We start from the raw sequence: 18,686 nt of genomic DNA, 5'->3' as shown, positions 1-18,686 counted from the left end.
ATGGCAGCGAATGGATTTATCGAATTACTTCGGTTGTCTAAGCGGGGCAATAAAAATTACGCAGACAGCGATAGTGAAGTAAATCGATGGTCAGGCATTGCGTTTGAAATGATGGGGCAATATTTTGTTGCTCCATTAGGGGAAGTTTCGGAAGTTATATATCCGCCGAAATATACACCAGTTCCAAATGTTCAGGGCTGGGTTAAAGGTTTAGCGAATATTCGCGGACGGTTATTGTCAGTTTCCGATTTGGCTTTTTATTTAACGGGGCAAAGAAGCCAATTTTTACCTACTCAAAAAGTCTTATGCATTAGCCATAATGACCATTATGTCGGTTTGGTCGTAGATCAAGTCTTGGGGATTCAGCATTTTAATAAAAAAGGTTTTTTCTCTAAAAATAATCATTTAGAAGAAAACCTACAATCGTATTGTCAAGGGTATTTCCAACAGCACAATCAAGCATGGAATGTATTCTTATTTAGTCGTTTGTTGAATGATCCTCAATACATGAATGCATCAGAAAAATTTATAAACTAGCTTTGACGCCAACAAATTAAGAGTTAAGCGAATCGGGAGAAGCTGAATGGGCTTTAAACTAAAAAAGAAAAATACAGGGGATACTGCTCAAAAAAGTAGTCCGGGCATATTAACTAAAACGAAATCAAGAATTGATGAGTTTGCTAAGTTATTTGGAGAAAGCGATAAATCGAAGCCTTTCATTCAAATGGCAATCGTCAGTATTGTAATTGCACTGATCGTACTCTTAATTTTGTTCTATACGGTTCCTCGAAATAACGATTTAACGCGTAGTTTGGGTGAGTTAAAACTTTTATCTCAAACTTTATCGCGTCAAGCTAAAGATGCGACAGATTCTGGTTCTAAAGAATCAATTCAAGCACTTGTGGCTTCTCAGAAAAAATTCCAAGAGAACTTAGATGTTGTTAAAGACATTCATGTTTCTTCTAAAGAACTTGCGAATGCTGAAAAAATTTGGGCAAAAGTTTCTGCTGATATCGATCAAATTTCATCACAACAAAAAGTCATTAACCAATTATATGACACCAACATTGCTGTTGCTGATGCTATTCCTGGAATGCAGGCTGAGTACAACTTAATGGTTGACCAGATGGCACGTGATAATATGCCAAGTACACAGGTGGTTATTGCGAAAAACCAAGTATTTATTGCGGAACGTATTTTACGTTCGATCGGTTCTGTACTCGGTGGTTCTGATAATACACGTGCATCAGCAGAAGACTTCAATGCCGATACCGAGACATTTGGTACGTATTTGAATGCGCAGTTAAATGGTAATCCAGATTTAGGTGTAACACGTATTGATAAGCCTGAATTACGTGAATCATTAGAAAGTATTAAGTCTGACTATAATGAAATTGTTCAGTTGGCTTCTACTTCGGTATTAAAAAACTCAGAGCAAATTTTCAAAGTACGTCAAGCTGCTTCAAGTATTTTTGCTGAATCAGACAACATGCTGAACAGCTTAAACCGTCTTTCAATCAATACTGGTGTAGGAACTGTTTTACCTGCATTGGTTCTATTGTTGGCTTTAGGTGCGTTCTTATTTGCAGTATTTAAACTCCTTTCTTTACGTAGTGTGTCGGATAAAGTTCGTGTAACTCGTTTACAGGATGAATATGACCGTAACCAAAATGCGATTTTACGTTTACTGGATGAGATTGCAGACTTGGCAGATGGTGACTTACGTTCTTATGCTACAGTATCGGAAGACTTTACTGGTGCAATTGCCGACTCGATTAACTTTGCGATTGACCAATTACGAGACCTCGTTTCTCGAATTAACGAAACTTCTCAAGAAGTTGCACAATATACCCAAAACACGCAAGAAATTACCAACCAGCTTGCTGAGGCATCTGAGCATCAGGCGCAAGAGATTGCAGGCGCATCTACTGCGATTAATGAGATTGCACAGTCAATCGATGACGTATCTGCAAACGCTGCTGAATCAGCAGAAGTAGCACAGCGTTCGGTACAAATTGCATCAAATGGTGCAAATGTTGTAAACCGTTCGATTGAGGGTATGGATACGATTCGTGAGCAGATTCAAGAAACTTCTAAGCGTATTAAGCGTTTGGGTGAGTCTTCTCAAGAGATTGGAAACATTGTCTCGTTGATTAACGATATTGCCGACCAAACCAACATCTTGGCATTAAATGCTGCAATTCAAGCATCTATGGCAGGGGAAGCGGGTCGTGGTTTCGCCGTGGTAGCCGATGAAGTACAGCGTCTTGCGGAACGTTCAGCGTCTGCAACAAAGCAGATTGAAACACTGGTTAAAACGATTCAGACGGATACCAATGAAGCTGTAATTTCGATGGAACAAACCACTTCAGAGGTTGTACGTGGTGCGAATCTTGCGAAAGATGCGGGTGTTGCACTGGATGAGATTCAAACAGTATCTACTAACTTGGCGAAATTGATTGAGAGTATTTCTGAGTCTGCGAAACTGCAATCTGCATCTGCAGGTCATATCGCAAATACGATGAATGTCGTACAGGAAATTACTTCGCAAACAACAGGTGCTACGTTTGATACTGCGCGTTCGGTTTCTGAATTGGCGAACATGGCGGATTCATTGCGTCAATCTGTTTCAGACTTTAAATTACCTGAATAAAACGATTGGTACTCTATATAAGCAATATCTGCTATAAAGCAGATATTGCATAGAGGAATGATAGCCTTCTAAAGTTATTCAGTCTGACTGAAATTTTAAAGGTTTTAGTCCCAGAGAAGGGAACTAACATAGAAGCCTAAGCTATGAAACAAATATTAAAAAATTTAGTGGAACATGTCACTTTACCTGAAGATGCTTATCTTGATCAGGATGATGAAATTTTAGAAATTTTTGTAGAAGAGCTCGAAGAAATTTTTGAAATGCTAGAGACCTCGCTTGAGCAGTGGAAAACTGGGGATGCGCAGGACGAAGAATTGGTCAACGTTCGCCGTTATTTTCATACGCTCAAAGGGTCTGGTCGTATGGTTGGGGCAAAGCAATCTGGTGAGCTTGCTTGGACTGTTGAAGATACTTTAAATCGTGTTATTGCCAAGAATTTAGAACTGACAACAATAATTCAGCAGTATGTAGATGTTGTATTTAATATTTATAAATTTAAACTCTATCCAGAGTTTTTAAATAAACAATCCCATCATCTGAGTTTGGCACCATTGGTTTATTTGGGTCAGCAATTACAACAAAAACAGAGTTTAGAACCAGCGCTTGAAGATTTATTAACGTTGGCTAAAACATTAAACAATGCTGATGTGATTACTGGTCTTGAGTTAGATGATTCACTTGAAACATCTTCAGTCGAAGAAATTGTGACTGAACACACTACGCCAGTTGAAGTCGTATCAAGTGCTGATGAAGGTTTAGTTTCTGAAACACTGGCGATTTTTGTTGAGGAATCAGAAGATCATTTGGCGGTGATTAATGAGTTCTTACATTTAGAACAACATACGCCTGAACAATATAATCGATTGATACGTGCTTTACATACCTTACGTGGTAGCTCGTCAATGGCACACGTCGATCATGTATTCGAAGCCAGTAGTAAGGTAGAACAACTATTTAAAGTATTGGTGCAGGAAGATACTGAATCTTCGAAAAATGAAAATACCTTACTGACCCATTATGCAGAGTTTGTGAGTGATTATTTACATGTTCTTAAACAAAAAGGCCGTGATGACTTAGAGCTGCAAAGTATTTATCAAAAATTCAATGAAGCATGGGATCGTTACGACTTCCAAAATGAATATCAGCATGAAAATGAGCAACAAATTGGTCTAGTTACTCAACTGGTCGATTTAGAAATTGACTTATTACTTGATGCTGAGTTTGAGTTTGAGAAACGTGCACAAGTTGAATATCCTGAATATTTTCAACAGCTCAGCCAGCAGGCCCAATTACTTGTCGAGCATACAGATAATCGTGCAGCACAAGGCATTCATGCGTTTAGCTTGGCGTTGAAGGATGGCTATGATCAAGTATTACAACAGCATGCGTTGTTAAATACTGATTATGCATTTGAAATTTTCACTAAAGTTCATCAAGAATTCATTCATCTATTCGATACTTTAGCATCTGGGCAACGTGTCATATTAGATGAAAAGACCCAAGCGCTTTTGCTTGAATTACATGATTATTTACATCAAGAAATTGATGCAAGTACATTTGTTCAGACGGAAGAGCCGCAAGCTATCGCTGTTTCAACGCTTGAAGCAAGTCCTGTTGAATCTGTTGGTAATTTTGTTTCGACACAAATCAGTAAAGATAAACAAAATATTGATTCAGAACAGAGTCAAAAATCATTTGATGCGGATGTTCTTGATATCTTTATTGAAGAAGCAGATGAGCTATTGGTTGAGATGGATCAAGACCTAAATACTTGGTCTAGTCATCCTAAAGATACAACAGCATTGAATAATTTAATGCGCTATTTGCATACCCTAAAAGGGGGTGCAAACATGGTGCAAGCAACGCATATTGGTCTGATCGCGCATGAATTGGAAACAATTTATGAGCGTGTGATTAAAGGTCAATTGAATGTAACGCCACAGATTGTTCAATCTATTCGTTTGATTCAAGATGATGTTGCGGATCGTATTCAACTTATTCGTGAAAAATCTATAGATTATCCAGCAGATCATATTCTTGCTGTCTTACAGAATATTGATCAGCAACTAGAAACATCTGAAGTTCAAAATACGACAGTACATGCAGAACATCAATTAGAGACTACAACTGCTAGTGATGAGCTGGTTGAACTTGCGCATATTAATGATGATACTAGCGATGTTATTAGAGATGAAATTGACTTAACGATTGATAAACCGCCAATAGATGTAGATCCAGCTGAGCTAATTGCACAAGAAACTTTCATTGAAGAAGCACGTGAATTGATCGATGATGGCTTGCGCATTTTATCTCAATGGTTTGATCAACGCAGTAACCGTAGTTTACTACTTCAATTACAACGTATCGCACACAGCTTAAAAGGTGGTGCGAAAATGGTGAAATTGGATCAGATTGCAGATATTGCATATGAGTTGGAAAATGCTTTCGAACAATTCGGTTTGCATAATTTTAACTCTAATGTCTATGATGGGTTGCTGGAAAGAACCTTTAATTGGCTAGATTCGGCCATCTTTAATCATCATTATGATAATTTTGATGGCTTAAAAGCAAAACTACATAACATTGAATATGTTGATGTTTCTGCTCAACTTCCAGATAAGTTAGCACGTACCAATTTGATCTTTGACACGTCTGAGACTGAATTTGTTCATGGTGATGGTACTGAACCGCCTTCAATGCTGGGTGAATGGGATCATTCTGAGAAAACTGAAACCAGTAATGAGATGATTCGTATCTCTGCTGATTTAGTTGAGAAAATGATTGACCTTTCTGGTGAAAATGCAATCAACCGTTCACGTATTGAAATGGATTTAGGTCAGTTGGGACATACTCTGACTGATATGGAGTTGGCGATTCAGCGTTTGGCAGATCAGTTACGTCGAATGGAAGGCGAGCTAGAGTCTCAAATTATTGCAAAACATGGTGATTTAGGTTCACGCTATGCAGATTTTGACCCATTAGAAATGGATCAATATTCGTCATTGAATCAATTGTCAAAGTCACTTGCAGAGTCGGCATCAGACTTAGTTGACTTTAAGACGACTTTGGCTGAGAAGATTCGTGATACCGAAGGTTTATTACTTCAACAGTCACGTATTCAAGCTGAAATCCAAGAAAGTTTAATGCGTACTCGTCTTGTACCATTCTCACGCTTATTACCGCGTTTACAACGTTTAGTACGTCAAACCTCTTCAACTTTGAATAAACCAACTGAACTTTTAGTGAATAATACTGAAGGTGAATTGGATCGTAATATTCTAGAAAAATTGGTTTCTCCATTGGAGCATATGCTTCGTAATGCGATTGATCATGGTATTGAAGAGACAGAGCTTCGTCAAAAACTAGGCAAACCACTTACTGGTCAAATCGATTTAAACATTACTCGTCAAGGAACAGATGTTTTGGTTTCGTTCAGTGATGATGGTAATGGTATTGATCCAGAAATCATTCGTACCAAAGCTATTGAAAAAGGCTTGATCAGTGCGGATCAGCAATTAGAAGCTGAAGAAATTTTACAGTTCATTTTCCATCCTGGATTTAGTACAGCACAGCAAGTCACACAAATTTCAGGTCGTGGTGTCGGTTTGGATGTGGTACAGAGCGAAATCAAACTCTTGGGCGGACAAGTGACTGTTCGCTCGGAATTAGGTAAAGGCTCAACATTTACTATTCGTGTACCAACGACTGTGGCGGTGAGTGATGCCTTGATGGTGAAAGTGGGTGATCAACAATTTGCTGTACCATTATCGCAAATTGATCGTATTGTTCGAATTTCACCTACAGCCTTGGAAACATTCTTTGAAAGTCAAAATGACCACTTCGATATCGATTTCCAACCCTATAAGTTGCGTTATTTAGGGGAATATACAGCCAATCAAATTGCGCCGCGTTTACACGGTGTTGGACATTCATTGCCTGTACTGTTGATTAAGGGAAGTATGGGACAATCGATTGCGATTCTCGTCGATCAATTAATTGGTTCTCGTTCACAAATTGTCGTGAAGCCAATTGGTTCACAATTTGCAGCGATCAATGTTATTGCAGGGGCGACAATCCTTGGTGATGGTCAGGTTTGCTTGATTTTGGATGGTCAGAATATTGCTCGACAAGTTCAGGCCTCAACACGTGGTCATACACTGAATACGCATCAAGATAAGCAGCGTCATCGTGATCAACGTCGTTTAATTATGATTGTAGATGACTCGGTGACTGTACGTAAGGTCACATCGCGCCTATTAGAACGACAAGGTTTTGATGTGATCACTGCAAAAGATGGTGTCGATGCAATTGAGCAGCTTGAGAATGTTAAACCTGATTTAATGTTGTTAGACATTGAAATGCCACGTATGGATGGTTTCGAAGTGACAAACTTAATCCGTCACCATGAAGTACATCGTGATTTACCGATCATTATGATTACTTCACGAACAGGTGAAAAACATCGTGAACGTGCTTTCAGTTTAGGTGTGACGAACTATATGGGTAAACCATTCCAAGAAGCTGATTTATTACAAAATATTGACGCTTTATTGGCAGTTAAATAGGAGGGTTCATGGCTCAGGATATTAAAAAGTCTGCTATTGATAAAATTAGTGCTCAGGAATTACAACACCTGATTACTGTATCTACTGGTTTTATCGACGCCTATATTATTGACTGCTATAAGAAAGCACCGATGTTGTTACCACAAAACATTGTGCTTTCGGCGCAGGATAGTCCGACGCATGTAAAAACAGTGGAGTGGCATGAAAAGAAATTACCTACATTCAGTGTGAGTGACCCAAGAAAAACCTTAGGTGTAGCTTTAGTCATTGAAGGTGAGGAAGCAGATGAGCATTTTGCTTTGATGTGTAATGAAATGCCGACATCAATTCGTTTACGTATTTCTGAAGTGGTTGATGCTGAAAATAATTCAACGGATAAAACGATTTTGCAACACGTCAAAATCGGCGAGAGAATTTATCATGTACCGAATTTAGATCAAATTCAGCAAGAGATTGGACGATAAATCTGGGTTTTATTGGCAGACTGGTGCATTCAGACTCATGTAAATATACAAAAGGACGCTTTAAGCGTCCTTTTATATATTTGCATGTTGTTTAAAACAAAACTATTTAAAACTATGCAAGTAATTCTATTAAGATTTGTTCATAAATCTCAGCCAGTGGCTCTAATTCATCAATGTTGACATGTTCATTGATCTGATGAATTGTGGCATTTAAGACACCTAATTCAAGCACTTGAGCGCCTGTAGGTGCGATAAAACGACCATCAGATGTACCACCACTGGTGGAAAGCTCAGTTTCAGTTCCTGTCACATTTTTAATAGCAGTCTTTGCTGCATTGACCAATTCACCAACAGGCGTTAAAAATGGCAAGCCTGACAGAGTCCATTTGATTTCGTATTCAAGATTGTTTCGATCTAAAATTTCCAACACACGTGCTTTTAATTGTTCGGCTGTAACTTCAGTTGAATAGCGGAAGTTGAACGTGACTGCCATTGTTCCAGGGACAACATTGGTTGCACCTGTACCTGCATGGATATTCGAAATCTGGAAGGATGTTGCAGGGAAGTATTCATTACCATTGTCCCATACTGTATCGCATAGTTCAGTGATGGCCTTAGATGCAATGTGAATAGGGTTCACTGCCAAATGTGGGTATGCAACATGACCTTGTTTGCCTTTTATGGTTAAAACAGCGTTCAAAGAACCACGACGACCATTTTTGACAACATCACCAAGGGTATGGGTACTGGATGGTTCGCCAACTAAGCACCATTTCATTTTTTCATTACGTGCTTCTAAAGTCTCAACAACTTTGACAGTACCGTTAATCGATGGGCCTTCTTCATCAGAGGTAATCAGAAAAGCAATAGATCCTTTATGGTCGGGGTGCTTTTTGACAAAACGTTCAGAAGCAACCACCATGGCTGCCAATGCCGTTTTCATATCCGCACTGCCACGTCCATAAAGTTTACCATCACGTATTTCTGGTAAAAATGGATCTGAGTGCCATGCATCTAAATGACCTGTAGGAACTACATCGGTATGGCCCGCAAAACAAAAGACAGGTTCTTGAGTACCACGTCTTGCCCAAAGATTATCAACATCCTCAAAACGCATATTTTCAATCTTGAAACCAACAGCAGCTAAACGCTCAGCCATAATGGGTTGGCAGGTGTGATCAACAGGAGTTACTGAAGGTTGGCGAAGCAGTTGTAAACTCAGGTCTAGGGTATCCGAATGATTCATGGATTTCGGTCAAGTAAGTAAATTGAGCAATATAATAGAGGAAGATAAAACTGAAAGAAAATCAAAAAATTCGAGAAGGTTTAAAACTATTATCAATGTAAACTAAAAAGCCCAATCTTTTGATCGGGCTTATTGTGTAACTACAGCGTGTTAAAGTACAGCATTTACAATTTATCTTGAGTTTTTTCAGCGGTGTTTGTTACAACATCACCAACTTTAGATACGTCTTGCCCCACACCTTTAACAGTGTTACAACCTGTTAAAATAAATCCAACAACCATTGAAGCAACTAAAATTTTTTTCATTTACATCTCCAATTGTAATCTATTTACATATTTCCCAAGTTTAAATAATGCAAAGCTTTAGAAATATAGTTCATTATAAGATACTTGGTTAAAAAGTGTATGCAATCACATGAAAAATTACATATTATTTACAGAATAGATGTTTTTGAAGTAAGCAATGCTGCTTGACGAAACATATAGAATTCTTGTGTTTGAATATTGTGATATAGACCATTACACCACCATTCAGCCCGTGTTGAAGATTGTATTAGATCTGGGCAAATCCATTCATGACGTTGTAAACGGTATAAGTGATTATCAATTTGATGCCCCCATTCTCCAACTCTTCTTGTTGGATTGAGCCACGCTGGAAGGGCTGAACTGTGTGTATGGTTCGTGTCAGAAAGTAAGCGTGTAGGGCGTGGAATAAAAAGTTGTCCTTTTATTACTGCAAATTTCTTTTCAATATTCAAATCTAAAGCTTGCGTAAATTGAAACTGTTTGCTTGAAAAGTGGTTGAGTTTACGAAATAAAGTATCGCTACGATTTAAGCCATACCAATGTTCCAAATTTAAATTCGCTTCACCTAGATAATATTTTAAAGCCACTTCCCATTGTTCAATTTGTTGTGTTGCAACGTTTAGAACTAAAAAATCAATTTCACCTCGGGTATTTTTCCCTTCAATAATTTGAATACTGTGTTGAATCAGCTTGAAGTTTGTTTGGGCCTCATCTTGTAGCCAAAACCAAAATAAATATTCAAAGCGCAACCCTAATCGTGTACTTTTTAACTGCTGTAGAAATTCGATTAATGGTTCAGGGTTTGTGTCTAGTTCAACTAATCGATGTTGATAAAGATGATATTGTTGTTGCCAAAATTGTGTGGAATGTAATTCAAAATGATTTTTAATCTCTAATTGTTGCGGAATAGTTTGGATAATACTTGGGCTGGCAATACAGAATGCAAGTTGCCGAACGATTGGATGTTTGTAGCTTAACCAAGGTTCAAAATAAGTATCCATAAGGGTGTTCGATTTCCTTTCTTAAATTTGTGTTCATCGTGTAAATGGAGGAGTGGCAACATCACACGACAACAGTATTTTTTGTCATTCAATTGAGCATAGCATTGAATAGGTCTACGTCATGTATGATTTATCACTGTTCAGATTGATCTATTTTGCTTTGAGTATCCAAAGTAATATTAATCATGTTCTCTTGGGTATTCTAAAATACGTGGAAAATGAAAATCATAGCTGTCTAATGCATATTTATACAATTGCGCAGGACGTTTACCTGCAATTTTAGATTGATCGGTTTCTTCTACTGCACCTGCGTCAATCATTCGACGTCGGAACGATTTTTTTTCTAAACTTTGTCCTAAAATGATTTCGTAAATCTGTTGTAACTCTGTCAGGGTAAATAATTTTGGCATCAAACTTACAGGTAAAGCGGTATAACGTGTTTTATTGCTGAGACGTTCAATCGCCATATTCAAAAGTTGTGCATGATCAAATGCTAAATCTAATTTTTGTGCATCAACAATCGAAATCCATTGACTATATTCAGTTTGCGCAGTTGCAATTTTTTGAAATTCTTTAAAATCAATCAAAGCAAAATATAAAGCGGTAACTGACCAACCACGTGGGTCACGTGTCGCATTGCCGATACTCGCAACTTGTTCTAAATAAGGGGATTGAATTCCTGTTTTCTCAACGAGTTTACGATGTGCTGAAGCCATCAAATCAGGATCTTGAGCCAAATCGACAAAGCCGCCGGGGAGAGCCCATTTATCTTTCTGAGGAAAATTAGAACGCTTAATTAGTAAGACCTGTAGTTGTCCTGCATCTACAGAAAATATTGCCATATCAACTGTGAACAGTGGAGATTCATAATCCTTTTTATTGTAATTCGATAGAAAGTCCTTTTCAGAATTACTCATGACAGTTCGGCTCACTTGATTTTTAAATGAAATGGGTCGTCAGATTATTACAGGGTCATAGAAATCCGCCAAGTAGAAATTTAATATCTGCTTGTAAATGATGATATTCGTTGCAAATACGGGCAATCTCATTCTTTAGCGTATTTCTATCCATATTTATGATTGATGTTAGGTGTAGCCATTTTCATTCAGAGTGAAAATAAATAGTCCCGCTTTAATTTAGAAAGCAGGACGATTTGGCTTGTGATTACGCGTTTAGTCTTTTAAATAAGCATCTATTTTTGCTCGAATTTCATTTAAAGTGCATTTGGTGATCAAGTGTCCATTTTCAAAGACAAGCTTTAATTCGCCTTGTTGTTCCTGCTCAGGGCTTTGTTGGTCAAATAAAACAAAACCATCTTCAGATTGTTCAACACGTAGTAAGCCTTTCGCAGATTTCTTTACACCTGAATCTGTAATAGGGTCTTTAAACAATTCACGCGGAACACCATTCACTTGCCCCCAAGTGGCTTTGACTGCAAAGCCAAAAGTATCACGGGTCAAATAGTTATAAGTATAACTGCCAATCCCAAATACGATATTATTTGATGCAAAACCTTTGGCTTCAAGCCCTTGCAATATTTTTAATGCACGATCTAATGTAATTGAATCACCATAAATTAACCCAACTCGTTCATTCAGAACTTTGTAGCCTTTTTCAGTATGTGTTCCAGCAAAAATCTCCCATAAGCATTGCACTGCGCCTTTGTAGGCTGGGCTATCTTTTTCAGCATCAGGATCACCACAAATGATTTTAACTGGATCACCTGAATCTGGACGAAATACCAATTTCGCTAAGCCTAGAGCATTGGGTTGGCGCGCTAAGATTTGATCTTTAAGTTCTACAGTAAATTCAGTAATGACTCTCCAAAAATCCCAAGTATCGGACACGATACTCACCACGCCAGAAGGATATAATTCACAAATTAAGCGTCTAAACGTATCTATTTCTTTATCTTCACTTCCCATACACATCACGCTGTGTTCAGTTGCTGGGACAGAGACGCCAACCACACCCTCTGCATCGTAGTAGTCTTCTGCATAGTCGATCGCAGATACAGCATCTGTACCGATAAAACTGGTTAAGTGACCGACACCATTTTGTGTTGCATCGTAAATGCCGCTCATGCCACGACTACTGAAATCATGTCCTTGGATTGCTACAAAATCGAGCGGTGCACCAGTTTTTAATGCATATTCAGTGAGAAGACGTTTGTATTCATAAGCAATCGTTGCAGTTGTACAACTTTTCCAAAGTTCTGCGCTGAGTACGGTTTCTAAATAATTGGTTAGCCAAAAAAACTCGGGTAAGGTATTGATAATCGTCAATACGGGTACCCGTACATTGACTCTGCTACCTTCTGCTAAAGCTTTGATACGGATCGGTAAATAGCCTAAATCATGTAAAGCTGCTATGTGTTCAACTGGAACAGCACCTTCGCCTAAAGCATTATCCATACGACGTTTATACGCTGTAATGACTTTGTTTTTATCTTGTTGGAAAAAGCCTTCGTTCCAAGTTTCAATGAGAAAGTGCTGAATGAAACCTTGTAGACCAAAGAAAACGATTTTATCGTCAAAATCAGACAACATATTGGCCAAACGTGATGAGCGAGGTGTGAAATTCGCATATACATATTCAGTTCCAGCAGGGTATTGGCGTCTGTGGTCAGCTTTATAAAAATCGATTGCATTTAAAGGGTTTATTTTAAAGCTCATTATTGTTCTCCGTGTTTCAATATTTGATCATTTTTTATGGGTTGATGTGATTATTCACGATTGAAGTAAATGATATTTAAGTTTTTATCGTGTTGTTGGGTTAGGCTATTGGTGGTAAAAATTTGATCGACAAGTCCATCAAATACCTGCATGCCTTTGCTGAAAATACCGTGAGTTACATATAAGACTACATACGCACAATTAAGCTTTATCAATTCTTCTGCAATGCCAATAAATGTTGCACCGCCATCACAGATGTCATCGCAAATCACGGCTGTTTTTCCAGTCAAATCCGTTGCATTCACTTGAGAATTCATGAGTTTTCCAGTGAGTGGGTTACGTTTTTTTTCACACTGAATGATTTCAATATTTTGGTTACGCAACGGATTGATCGCCGTTGCAAGATTTGCCGTTCTCAGTTTTGCACCTGCATCAGGGCAGACTAAAACGCTATTTTCTGCAATTAAAATGTTCATCAGTTTTGCATCTTGCGCAATAATTTCACTGGGTTGCACATTCTCAATCTTTAAAAATTGGGTATTTTCATTTAAGCGTTTTGCAGTGGTCGCACTGTGTGCATCCCATACAGTGATAGATTTACGTTGTTGTGGAAATTTTTCTGTATTGATATTGAGTAGCTTGGTCATGATATCTAAAGAAAAAGCTTGTCCTGTTGCACAAATACGATCTTGGCGTGCATAAGGAAAATAGGGCATTTCAACATGAAGTTCTAAGCCTTGATTTAATAAAACATTTTCAATAAGAAGGTAATCCATTAAGTCTTGGCTATTATTGATTTGTGCCTGAATAAATATTTGTCCTGCCAGTTGGTTCAATCTTGTCGCATCAACTTGAACATGTCTTTCACCACCTGCAAATTGCATGACTTTGATTTCAACATTTTCTTTATTGGTATCTTTTACTTGGATAGACATGGTTATATCTCTATAAAGTGGCTTATTGCCAATACATATATAGTGTCATAAAGCCTATTTAATTAACAAGTACTTATTTACATAAAATTACATAAAGGATAAAAGTTTCAGAGAGAATCGTCCTGATTAGTACAACATTAACTTTTATTTTTATTTAGAATTTTTATGAAAAAAGCAGATATAACAAGATGATATCTGCTCAAATCGTCATTTGCTGTGAATGCTTGATCTGCTTGAATTATTCTAATTTCAGTATCGTTCAGCGATTAATCCAAAAATACGGTGAAGTTTTCAGCAGGTTCTCGTGGGGTAATAAAACTATTAATGATGTGGTTTGGATCTGCATAGCCCAATGCAACAGTACAGACCAGTTCCTCATCATCTGGCGCATCGAGAATATCTAAAACGATGCTGTGGAAATGATTCCAAGCAGCTTGCGGGCAAGTATCCAAGCCACGTGCTTTGGCTGCGACCATAACATTTTGAATCATCATGGAAATATCCATTTTTGAACCAATCCCCATGGCTTTGTTCACGGTAAAGTACAAAGCCACAGGCGCATCAAAAAGTTGATAGTTACGCAGTTGTTGCGCAGCCATTTTTTCCTTTTCACCTTTTTGAATGCCAAGAAGCCCATAAAGCCCCCAGCCATTTTCACGACGACGATCAATAAAAGGCGAAATCCAAGTTTCTGGATAATAAGCAAAAGATTCTTGATATTGTTTGGCAAGTTCGGGTTGTGTAAATAACTCAATTTGTGCTGCACATACACGTTCAATCATTTCTTGTCGCTTTTCTCCAGTCACGACATAGACTTTCCATGGTTGGGTATTGGTACCCGATGGTGCACGGCAAGCAACATTTAAAATATCTTTTATTGTTTGCTTATCGACCGCTTGATCAAGGAAAGCACGGACTGAATGACGACTAGTAATTGCATGGTCAACTGCTTGAGTTTGCTCAGAACGCATAAAAAACTCCGTTTATATGGTTATTTATATTGTTTGAACTATAATACGATAGTCGTATAAGTAAATTCTAAATGTTTAATAAGATTCGCTAAACTACAGATTATATAACGATTATAGAAATACTAATCTGAAAAAAGAATTGAAAACAATTTTTTATTCGGTAAAACTGATTTTAATAAAGGGGTTGAGTTACGCTAGATTACAACAGTGTAAGAATTATACACAAATTGTTACTTTTGGGTTTTAACTTAGTTTCAACGCTTTCAAAATTTAATAGCAGGCATATTAGTGCAATGTTTTTGAATGTGGTGTTTGAATAACTACTGAAGAAAACAATAAAAATTTAATTTTTTAGCAAATGATTGGGGTTGAAAAATTAAATTGTACGGATGCACAACATAAATAAGACTAGGAGTATTTCATGAGTCTATTCACAAACAGTAAGTCATTTGTCATTAAAAGCTTAGCATTAACCGTAACAGCTTTAATGGTAAGTACTACTCAAGCTGCTACAGACAGCGCAGAAATTCAGCAACTTCGTGCGGAAGTACAAGAGCTTAAATCTTTACTTCAACAGCAACAACAAGTTCAACAACAGCAACAGGTTCGTCTTGCTGAAGTTGCTGCACAGCCTCAAGCATCATCTCCTTTGGCTGGTTTAAAATCTAAATCTGGCGCAGACATCAATATTTACGGTTTTGTACGTGGTGATGCAAACTACATCATCGAAGGTGCGGATGATGACTTCAACAAAGTTGCTGCTTCAACTGGTGAAGTAAAAGATAAGTTACGTGCAACTGCGAAAACGACTCGAATTGGTTTAGATTTCTCTACTCCAGCAGGCGATTCAAAAGTTGGCGGTAAAGTTGAGGTTGATTTTGCAGGAAATGGCGCAAGCGAAAACCTTCGTATCCGTCATGCATATTTGACTTATAACAACTGGTTATTTGGTCAAACAACATCTAACTTCCTTTCTAGCCATGCGCCAGAAATGATTGATTTCTCTACAAACGCCGGTGGTGGTACGACACGTATTCCACAAGTACGTTATTCATATAACTTAGCGCCAAGTACTAAACTTTTAGTTGCTGCTGAAGAAGGTAATAGCGCTGGTACTTCAATTAAATATAGCCTACCTGTATTAACTGCGAAAGTTGCGCATACTTATGCAAACTCAAAAGGTGCTGTTTCAGGTCGTGCTTTAGTTGAAAACTATAAGTCAGGTGCTGCAGAAGACAATAAAACAGGTTGGGGTGTTGCTTTAGGTACAGACTTTAAAGTAATTGATCCATTAAAAGTTTTTGCTGATGCTTCTTATGTTGTAGGTAACAGTAACTATTTATACGCAAGTAACAATGCATTTTCTGTTGTAGATGGTGATATTGAACAGAATGAATTTACTGCTATTCAAGTGGGTGCGACTTACAAAATCTTACCGAACCTACGTTCTACATTAGCTTATGGTACATTATTGGCTGATGATGGTACTGATTTTGCTAAGGCTAACCAAACTGCGAATGAAAAAATTAAACAAGCTTGGTTCAACGTGATTTATTCACCAGTTAAACCAATTGATCTAGGTATTGAATATGTGAATGGTAAACGTGAAACGTTTGCAGGTAACTCATACAAAGATAATCGTGTAGGTTTAATGGCAAAATACAACTTCTAATTTTAGAAAGTATTCTGTTTAAAAAACCGAGGAATATTCCTCGGTTTTTTTATGTAAAGAAAAGTCGAAAATTAAGTTTTTGCTATAAAAACAGAAAAAATTGTAAAAAATAAAGACTTTTATCAAAAAAAATGGATAATAAGCGCTCTTTTTAGAAATGGTTTATTTCTAAAATATCTGCAATTGATATTTTAGATTGCGTGATGAAAAGTTACCCTTTTAATCATCGCTTGGTTTCACAATATTCTGTTATCTCATTATCTGATGGAATGATCTTTTATCTATAATTGGAGCAACGCCATGACTCAACACTTTTTTAAGTGGCTTGAATATAGTATTTCAGTTCATATTTAAGTTGCGTACTTTACTCAATTTTTTGATTTCCCATCTTTTAAGATATCTCTTTTTCTTTCATGCCTTTAAGTGAATATTTAATCGTTCTTGTGTATAAATTGGATCTTTTTTAATATCACAAATTGGATCTTTTTTGGATTACATATTGTTTGTAGATTTAATGATCTATTTAAGTTATTTAAATATAAAACTTAAGGTATTTTATAGCATGGATCAGTTCAATGGAATTTACTTTTAATGCTTTTTATACGCTGATTGCAGCGGTTATTGTACTTTTACTGGGACGATTTTTAGTCAACAAAATAGATTTTCTCCGTAAATATAATATTCCAGAGCCTGTAGCGGGTGGTTTAGTTGCAGCGATTATTTCTCTATTGGTACACAACCTTTGGGGTTATAGCATAACAACCAGTAGCGAATTACAAACCAGTTTTATGTTGGTATTCTTTGCTTCAATTGGTTTAAGTGCTAACTTTGCAAAACTCAAAGAAGGTGGTGTGGGTCTCGTTGTATTCTTGGTCTGTGTTGCATCATTTATTGTCGTACAAAACTTTGTGGGTATGGGCTTAGCGACAGTTCTTGGTTTAGATCCATTGATTGGTTTAATTGCAGGTTCGATTACACTGACAGGTGGTCATGGTACAGCGGGTGCTTGGGGTGAAATCCTTGAAACTCAACATGGTATACAAGGCGCTTTAGCATTAGGTATGGCAAGTGCAACTTTCGGTTTAATTATCGGAGGAGTTATTGGTGGACCTTTAGCCAAGCTATTGATTAATCGTTACCAATTATCTAGCCCTAAAACAAAAAAAGAAGTGGATGAAACCAATCAGCATCCTGCAACAGAATTGGGTGAATACGTTCCTTTTGAGTATCCACATCAAGTTCGATTGATTACTGCTGATAATGCCATTACAACTTTAGGTTTATTTGCAGCTTGTTTGGCTTTTGCTGACTTTATGACAGGTTATAGCAAAGGGCAGTGGTTTGAATTACCGACCTTTGTATGGGCACTTGCTGGCGGTGTGATTCTTAGAAATGTCTTAGAAGGCATACTTCGTGTAAAAATGTTTGATCGTGCAATTGATGTATTTGGTAATGCAGCACTGTCACTTTATCTTGCTATGGCATTGTTATCGCTTAAATTATGGCAATTGGCAGATCTTGCAGGCCCATTGGTTATCATTCTTACAGCACAAACATTAACCATGGCTTTATATGCCGCTTTTGTGACTTTCCGTGTCATGGGTAAAAACTACGATGCTGCGGTTTTAGCTGCAGGTCATTGCGGTTTTGGTATGGGCGCAACGCCAACAGCTGTGGCAAATATGCAAGCCATTACCAATATGTACGGACCTTCACATAAAGCATTTTTAATTGTGCCACTTTGTGGTGCTTTCTTTGTCGATATTATCAATGCGACTGTGATTCAGCTTATTTTAAAATTTGTTGCCTAAAGTAATGTGATATCACATGATGGAGCCAGTCATTTGACTGGCTTTTATTTATTATATTGTTATATAACAAGGGTTAAGTTGACTTTTTGGAAAACTAAAATAATCAATAATGATCAAACCTAGACTATGACAATAGTATTTTTTAAAGATGATTTTGTCTTGTTTTATTCGTATCGTTATAAACCTGGTCGAGGAAAGCAAAGCATTTTTTTAAATAAGATGCTATTACAGTCTCGCTCAAAATGATGATTTTAAATATAAGTATTTTATTTTTATAAAGATAATTTATAGCCTATCGTAAAATGATGACAGTTTAAATAAAAATAACAGCAAGCGATTGCAAATTATGTTTATATACCCAATCGTTTTGGTTAATCCTAAATTTCAG

At 37.3% G+C, this 18,686-nt stretch carries 13 protein-coding genes; 6 read left to right on the top strand and 7 right to left on the bottom strand.

Translation table 11 applies throughout. The annotated features are described in order from the left end of the window. The 4 genes from D7V20_RS03360 (at position 1) to D7V20_RS03345 (ending at position 7,682) form a co-directional block, all read left to right on the top strand. Positions 1-537 carry a chemotaxis protein CheW gene (locus tag D7V20_RS03360; RefSeq protein ID WP_010114185.1) on the top strand — a complete coding sequence of 179 codons (537 nt, stop codon included), beginning with the start codon at positions 1-3 and terminating at the stop codon, positions 535-537. A 46-nt stretch (positions 538-583) separates the two neighbouring features. After that, on the top strand, positions 584-2,653 hold the full coding sequence (locus D7V20_RS03355; RefSeq protein ID WP_120382918.1) for a methyl-accepting chemotaxis protein: 2,070 nt from the start codon (positions 584-586) through the stop codon (positions 2,651-2,653). A 143-nt stretch (positions 2,654-2,796) separates the two neighbouring features. Then, the gene (locus D7V20_RS03350) at positions 2,797-7,218 is read left to right on the top strand and encodes an Hpt domain-containing protein (protein ID WP_120382917.1); all 4,422 of its coding nucleotides are present in this window, start codon (positions 2,797-2,799) and stop codon (positions 7,216-7,218) included. Between the two features lie 8 nt (positions 7,219-7,226). Continuing rightward, positions 7,227-7,682 carry a hypothetical protein gene (locus tag D7V20_RS03345; RefSeq protein ID WP_120382916.1) on the top strand — a complete coding sequence of 152 codons (456 nt, stop codon included), beginning with the start codon at positions 7,227-7,229 and terminating at the stop codon, positions 7,680-7,682. Positions 7,683-7,794: 112 nt separating this feature from the next. Here the strand turns inward: D7V20_RS03345 and dapE are convergent, their stop codons facing one another. The 7 genes from dapE to D7V20_RS03310 form a co-directional block, all read right to left on the bottom strand. Beyond that, positions 7,795-8,928 (bottom strand): succinyl-diaminopimelate desuccinylase, encoded by a 1,134-nt coding sequence (gene dapE, locus D7V20_RS03340; protein ID WP_120382915.1) that lies wholly within the window; start codon positions 8,926-8,928, stop codon positions 7,795-7,797. Between the two features lie 164 nt (positions 8,929-9,092). Continuing rightward, positions 9,093-9,233, bottom strand: a complete 141-nt coding sequence (locus D7V20_RS03335; RefSeq protein ID WP_089603697.1) for an entericidin A/B family lipoprotein — start codon at positions 9,231-9,233, stop codon at positions 9,093-9,095. A gap of 128 nt (positions 9,234-9,361) precedes the next feature. After that, the gene (locus D7V20_RS03330) at positions 9,362-10,234 is read right to left on the bottom strand and encodes a DUF1853 family protein (protein ID WP_120382914.1); all 873 of its coding nucleotides are present in this window, start codon (positions 10,232-10,234) and stop codon (positions 9,362-9,364) included. Positions 10,235-10,413: 179 nt separating this feature from the next. Further along, on the bottom strand, positions 10,414-11,151 hold the full coding sequence (gene ntrR / locus D7V20_RS03325) for an ADPR responsive transcriptional repressor NtrR (RefSeq protein WP_120382913.1): 738 nt from the start codon (positions 11,149-11,151) through the stop codon (positions 10,414-10,416). Between the two features lie 255 nt (positions 11,152-11,406). Next, a complete protein-coding gene (locus D7V20_RS03320) occupies positions 11,407-12,909 on the bottom strand; it encodes a nicotinate phosphoribosyltransferase (protein ID WP_120382912.1) in 1,503 nt (500 codons plus the stop codon). A gap of 50 nt (positions 12,910-12,959) precedes the next feature. After that, positions 12,960-13,844 (bottom strand): phosphoribosyltransferase family protein, encoded by an 885-nt coding sequence (locus tag D7V20_RS03315; RefSeq protein ID WP_120382911.1) that lies wholly within the window; start codon positions 13,842-13,844, stop codon positions 12,960-12,962. 266 nt (positions 13,845-14,110) lie between these two features. Then, positions 14,111-14,815 (bottom strand): nitroreductase, encoded by a 705-nt coding sequence (locus D7V20_RS03310; RefSeq protein ID WP_120382910.1) that lies wholly within the window; start codon positions 14,813-14,815, stop codon positions 14,111-14,113. Between the two features lie 421 nt (positions 14,816-15,236). On the opposite strand from D7V20_RS03310, the gene D7V20_RS03305 reads away from it, so the two are divergent. Then, entirely contained in the window at positions 15,237-16,487 is a 1,251-nt protein-coding gene (locus D7V20_RS03305; protein WP_120382909.1) for a DcaP family trimeric outer membrane transporter, read from the top strand. 575 nt (positions 16,488-17,062) lie between these two features. Further along, on the top strand, positions 17,063-18,298 hold the full coding sequence (gene gltS, locus D7V20_RS03300; protein ID WP_120382908.1) for a sodium/glutamate symporter: 1,236 nt from the start codon (positions 17,063-17,065) through the stop codon (positions 18,296-18,298). Positions 18,299-18,686: the final 388 nt, after the last annotated feature.

It is taken from the genome of Acinetobacter rongchengensis, from assembly GCF_003611475.1.
Lineage (GTDB): Bacteria > Pseudomonadota > Gammaproteobacteria > Pseudomonadales > Moraxellaceae > Acinetobacter > Acinetobacter rongchengensis.
Note: the sequence above shows the minus strand (reverse complement) of the source record. Positions and strands in the feature narration are given on the sequence as shown.

Coding starts and splice junctions, on each gene's coding strand:
- D7V20_RS03360 (WP_010114185.1), top strand. CDS start 1: ATGGCAGCGAATGGATTTATCGAATTACTTCGGTTGTCTAAGCGGGGC.
- D7V20_RS03355 (WP_120382918.1), top strand. CDS start 584: ATGGGCTTTAAACTAAAAAAGAAAAATACAGGGGATACTGCTCAAAAA.
- D7V20_RS03350 (WP_120382917.1), top strand. CDS start 2,797: ATGAAACAAATATTAAAAAATTTAGTGGAACATGTCACTTTACCTGAA.
- D7V20_RS03345 (WP_120382916.1), top strand. CDS start 7,227: ATGGCTCAGGATATTAAAAAGTCTGCTATTGATAAAATTAGTGCTCAG.
- dapE (WP_120382915.1), bottom strand. CDS start 8,928: ATGAATCATTCGGATACCCTAGACCTGAGTTTACAACTGCTTCGCCAA.
- D7V20_RS03335 (WP_089603697.1), bottom strand. CDS start 9,233: ATGAAAAAAATTTTAGTTGCTTCAATGGTTGTTGGATTTATTTTAACA.
- D7V20_RS03330 (WP_120382914.1), bottom strand. CDS start 10,234: ATGGATACTTATTTTGAACCTTGGTTAAGCTACAAACATCCAATCGTT.
- ntrR (WP_120382913.1), bottom strand. CDS start 11,151: ATGAGTAATTCTGAAAAGGACTTTCTATCGAATTACAATAAAAAGGAT.
- D7V20_RS03320 (WP_120382912.1), bottom strand. CDS start 12,909: ATGAGCTTTAAAATAAACCCTTTAAATGCAATCGATTTTTATAAAGCT.
- D7V20_RS03315 (WP_120382911.1), bottom strand. CDS start 13,844: ATGTCTATCCAAGTAAAAGATACCAATAAAGAAAATGTTGAAATCAAA.
- D7V20_RS03310 (WP_120382910.1), bottom strand. CDS start 14,815: ATGCGTTCTGAGCAAACTCAAGCAGTTGACCATGCAATTACTAGTCGT.
- D7V20_RS03305 (WP_120382909.1), top strand. CDS start 15,237: ATGAGTCTATTCACAAACAGTAAGTCATTTGTCATTAAAAGCTTAGCA.
- gltS (WP_120382908.1), top strand. CDS start 17,063: ATGGAATTTACTTTTAATGCTTTTTATACGCTGATTGCAGCGGTTATT.